Here is a 4499-nt window from a genome sequence, read left to right on the forward strand (position 1 = left end):
CAAACGCCCGCGGGCCGCGTGGGCTACGGCAACGTCGAGGCGGCCGATGTCGCCGCGCTGTTCGACGCGGGCTGGCTCGACGGCGGCGGCAGCACGCACGCGCGGGCGGTGGGCCTCGTCGAGGAAATTCCGTATCTGAAGCGCCAGCAGCGGCTCACGTTCGCGCGCCTGGGGCTCACCGATCCGCTGTCGATCGACGATTACCTGGCCCACGAAGGCCTCGTGGGCCTCAAAGCGGCGCTGGCGATGGACGGCGACGCGGCCGTCGAGGCGCTGATCGAATCGGGCCTGCGCGGGCGCGGCGGCGCGGCGTTTCCGGCCGGCATCAAATGGCGCACGGTGCGCGCGGCCCAGGCCGCCCAGAAGTACATCGTGTGCAATGCCGACGAGGGCGACTCCGGCACGTTCTCGGACCGCTTGTCGATGGAGGGCGATCCGTACGGGCTGATCGAAGGCATGATCATCGCGGGCGTGGTCACGGGCGCCACGCGCGGCTACATCTACGTGCGCAGCGAATACCCGCATGCGATCGCGATGCTGAACGCGGCGATCGAACGCGCGCGCGAGGCAGGCTGGCTCGGCGCGAGCGTGCTCGGCTCGGGCCGCGCGTTCGAGCTGGAGGTGGCCAAGGGCGCGGGCTCGTACGTGTGCGGCGAGGAAACGGCGCTGCTCGAGTCGCTCGAGGGCAAGCGCGGCATCGTGCGGGCCAAGCCGCCGGTGCCAGCGCTCGCGGGCCTGTACGGCCAGCCCACGGTGATCAACAACGTCATCACGCTGGCCACGGTGCCGGTGATCTTCGCGCGCGGCGCGGCGTACTACCGCGACTTCGGCATGGGCCGCTCGCGCGGCACGCTGCCGTTTCAGCTGGCGGGCAACATCTTGCGCGGCGGGCTCGTGGAGTTGGCCTTCGGCGTGACGCTGCGCGAACTGCTCGACGAGTACGGCGGCGGCACGGCCAGCGGGCGGCCCGCGCGGGCGGTGCAAGTGGGCGGGCCGCTGGGCACGTACTTGCCGGAGAGCCAGTGGGACATTCCGCTGGACTACGAAGCGTATGCGGCCGTGGGCGCGGTGGTGGGCCACGGCGGGCTGGTGGTGCACGACGACACGTCGAACCTGGCGGAGCTGGCGCAATACGCGATGCACTTCTGTGCGATCGAGTCGTGCGGCAAGTGCACGCCGTGCCGTATCGGCTCCACGCGCGGCGTCGAGGTGATCCAGCGCATGCGCAATGGCGACACCTCGGACAAGCAGGTGCAACTGCTGCGCGATCTGTGCGACACGATGGTGTCGGGCTCGCTGTGCGCGATGGGCGGCATGACGCCGTATCCGGTGCGCTCCGCGCTCGATCATTTCCCGGAAGATTTCGGTCTGCGTGCCGAGCCCAAAGCGGCCGCGGCTTGAGCCGCTGGCGCGCACGCAACCCTCAGGAGTACTGATTCATGTCCGACGCACTGGTATCCCCTTCGAAGACTGGCCAAGCCGGCGGCTGCGGCTCGGGCAACTGTGCCTGCAAGAGCGCCGCGCAGAACCTGAACCCGCTCGATGACATCGACTACGGCACGCCGCGCCGGCACGCCGACACGGACGTGACGCTCACGATCGACGATCGCGAGGTGACGGTGGCCGCGGGCACCTCGGTGATGCGCGCGGCGATCGAAGCGGGCGTGAACGTGCCCAAGCTGTGCGCGACCGATTCGCTGGAGCCGTTCGGCTCGTGCCGGCTGTGCCTGGTGGAGATCGAAGGCCGGCGCGGTTATCCGGCCTCGTGCACGACGCCGGTCGAAGCGGGCATGCGCGTGGCCACGCAAACGCCGCGGCTGCAGGATTTGCGGCGCAACGTGATGGAGCTGTACATCTCGGACCATCCGCTCGATTGCCTGACGTGTCCGGCCAACGGCAACTGCGAGCTGCAGGACATGGCGGGCGTGGTGGGCTTGCGCGAGGTGCGCTACGGCTTTGACGGGGCCAATCACCTCAAGGACCAAAAGGACGAATCGAACCCGTACTTCACCTACGATCCGTCCAAGTGCATCGTGTGCAACCGCTGCGTGCGCGCGTGCGAGGAGACGCAGGGCACGTTCGCGCTGACGATCGCCGCGCGCGGGTTCGACTCTCGCGTGGCGGCCAGCGAGAACGTGCCGTTCATGGACTCGGAGTGCGTCTCGTGCGGCGCGTGCGTGGCGGCCTGCCCGACGGCCACCTTGATGGAAAAGTCCGTCACGGTGCTCGGTCAGGCGGAACATTCGGTGGTGACGACGTGCGCGTACTGCGGTGTGGGCTGCGCGTTCAAGGCGGAGATGAAGGGCAGCCAGGTGGTGCGCATGGTGCCGTACCGCAACGGGCAGGCCAACGAGGGCCACGCCTGCGTGAAGGGGCGCTTTGCCTGGGGCTACGCGACGCACAAGGACCGCATCACCAAGCCGATGATCCGCGCGAAGATCACGGACCCGTGGCGCGAAGTGAGCTGGGACGAGGCGATCAGCTACGCGGCCTCGGAGTTCAAGCGCATCCAGGCCAAGTACGGGCGCGATTCGATCGGCGGGATCACCTCGTCGCGCTGCACGAACGAGGAGACGTACCTCGTGCAAAAGCTCGTGCGCGCGGCGTTCGGCAACAACAACGTGGACACCTGCGCGCGGGTGTGCCATTCGCCCACGGGCTACGGGCTGAAGACGACGCTGGGCGAATCGGCGGGCACGCAGACGTTTGCCTCGGTGGCGCACTCGGACGTGATCGTGGTGATCGGGGCCAACCCGACGGACGGGCACCCGGTGTTCGCCTCGCGCTTGAAGCGGCGCGTGCGCGAGGGCGCCAAGCTGATCGTGGCCGATCCGCGGCGCATCGATCTGGTGGACGGCCCGCACCTGAAGGCCGATTACCACTTGCCGCTGCGCCCGGGCACGAACGTGGCGCTGATCAATGCGCTGGCGCACGTGGTGGTCACGGAAAACCTGGTGGCCGAGGCGTTCGTGGCCGAGCGCTGCGAGCCGGTCTCGTTTGCGCAGTGGCGCGAGTTCGTGGCGCGCGAGGAGAACTCGCCCGAGGCCACCGAGGCGGTCACGGGCGTGCCGGCCGCGGACGTGCGTGCCGCGGCGCGCCTGTACGCGACGGGCGGCAATGCGGCGATCTACTACGGGCTCGGGGTGACCGAGCATGCGCAGGGCTCGACGATGGTGATGGGCATCGCGAACCTGGCGATGGCCACGGGCAACGTCGGGCGCGAGGGCGTGGGCGTGAATCCGCTGCGCGGGCAGAACAACGTGCAGGGCTCGTGCGACATGGGCTCGTTTCCGCACGAGCTGCCGGGCTACCGGCACGTGGGCGGCGACGCGGTGCGCACGCAGTTCGAGGCGGCCTGGCACGTGGCGCTGCAAGCGGAGCCGGGGCTGCGCATTCCGAACATGTTCGATGCGGCGCTGGACGGCACGTTCCTGGGGCTGTACTGCCAGGGCGAGGACATCGTGCAGTCGGACCCGGACACGCAGCATGTGGCCGCGGCGCTCTCGGCGATGGAGTGCATCGTGGTGCAGGACATCTTCCTGAACGAGACGGCCAAGTATGCGCACGTGTTCCTGCCGGGCTCGTCGTTCCTGGAGAAGGACGGCACGTTCACGAACGCGGAGCGGCGCATCTCGCGGGTGCGGCGCGTGATGCCGCCGATGGCCGGCTTCGCGGACTGGGAGGTGACGCTCAAGCTGTCGAAGGCGCTGGGCTACGAGATGGACTACGCGCATCCGGGCGAGATCATGGACGAGATCGCGCGGCTCACGCCGACGTTCGAGGGGGTCTCGTATGCGCTGATCGACGAGTTGGGCAGCGTGCAGTGGCCGTGCAACGCGCAGGCGCCCGAGGGCACGCCGACGATGCACGTGGACGAGTTCGTGCGGGGCAAGGGCAAGTTCGTGATCACGAAGTTCGTGGCGTCCGACGAGAAGGTGACGCGGCGCTTCCCGCTGCTGTTGACGACGGGGCGGATTCTGTCGCAGTACAACGTGGGGGCGCAGACGCGGCGCACGGAGAACGTGCGCTGGCACGACGAGGACCGGCTCGAGCTGCATCCGCACGATGCCGAGGAGCGCGGCGTGAAGACGGGCGACTGGGTGGGCATCGAATCGCGCGCGGGGACGACGGTGCTGCGCGCGCTGGTGACCGAGCGCATGCAGCCCGGGGTCGTCTATACGACGTTCCACTTCCCCGAGTCGGGGGCGAACGTGATCACCACGGACAGCTCGGACTGGGCGACCAACTGCCCCGAGTACAAGGTGACGGCGGTGCAGGTGATGCCGGTGCAGCAGCCTTCGGCGTGGCAGCAGGCGTACTCGCGCTTTACCGACGAGCAGCTCACGCTGCTCAACGAGCGCGAGCGCGGCGCGGCCCATGCGGGCACGGGCAAATGAGCACAGTGAGAGACCGACGATGAACGAGCAGCACCTGATCGAGATGGCCAACCGCATCGGCGAGTTCTTCGAGTCGATGCCCGATCGCGACGAGGCCCTCGC

General features: G+C 68.9%; 3 protein-coding genes. All 3 read left to right on the forward strand.

Features of this window, described 5'->3' with window-relative positions; translation table 11 throughout:
- On the forward strand, positions 1 to 1401 hold a 1401-nt coding region (locus VGL01_RS19080), incomplete at its 5' end, for an NADH-ubiquinone oxidoreductase-F iron-sulfur binding region domain-containing protein (protein WP_331572084.1).
- A gap of 38 nt (positions 1402 to 1439) precedes the next feature.
- Positions 1440 to 4397 (forward strand): formate dehydrogenase subunit alpha, encoded by a 2958-nt coding sequence (fdhF, locus tag VGL01_RS19085; RefSeq protein WP_331572085.1) that lies wholly within the window; start codon positions 1440 to 1442, stop codon positions 4395 to 4397.
- A gap of 19 nt (positions 4398 to 4416) precedes the next feature.
- On the forward strand, positions 4417 to 4499 hold an 83-nt coding region (locus VGL01_RS19090), incomplete at its 3' end, for a formate dehydrogenase subunit delta (RefSeq protein ID WP_331572086.1).

The organism is Trinickia sp., from assembly GCF_036503415.1.
Lineage (GTDB): Bacteria > Pseudomonadota > Gammaproteobacteria > Burkholderiales > Burkholderiaceae > Trinickia.

What these genes read in the sequence shown, in the direction of transcription:
- fdhF (WP_331572085.1), top strand. Translation starts at nt 1,440, where the DNA reads ATGTCCGACGCACTGGTATCCCCTTCGAAGACTGGCCAAGCCGGCGGC.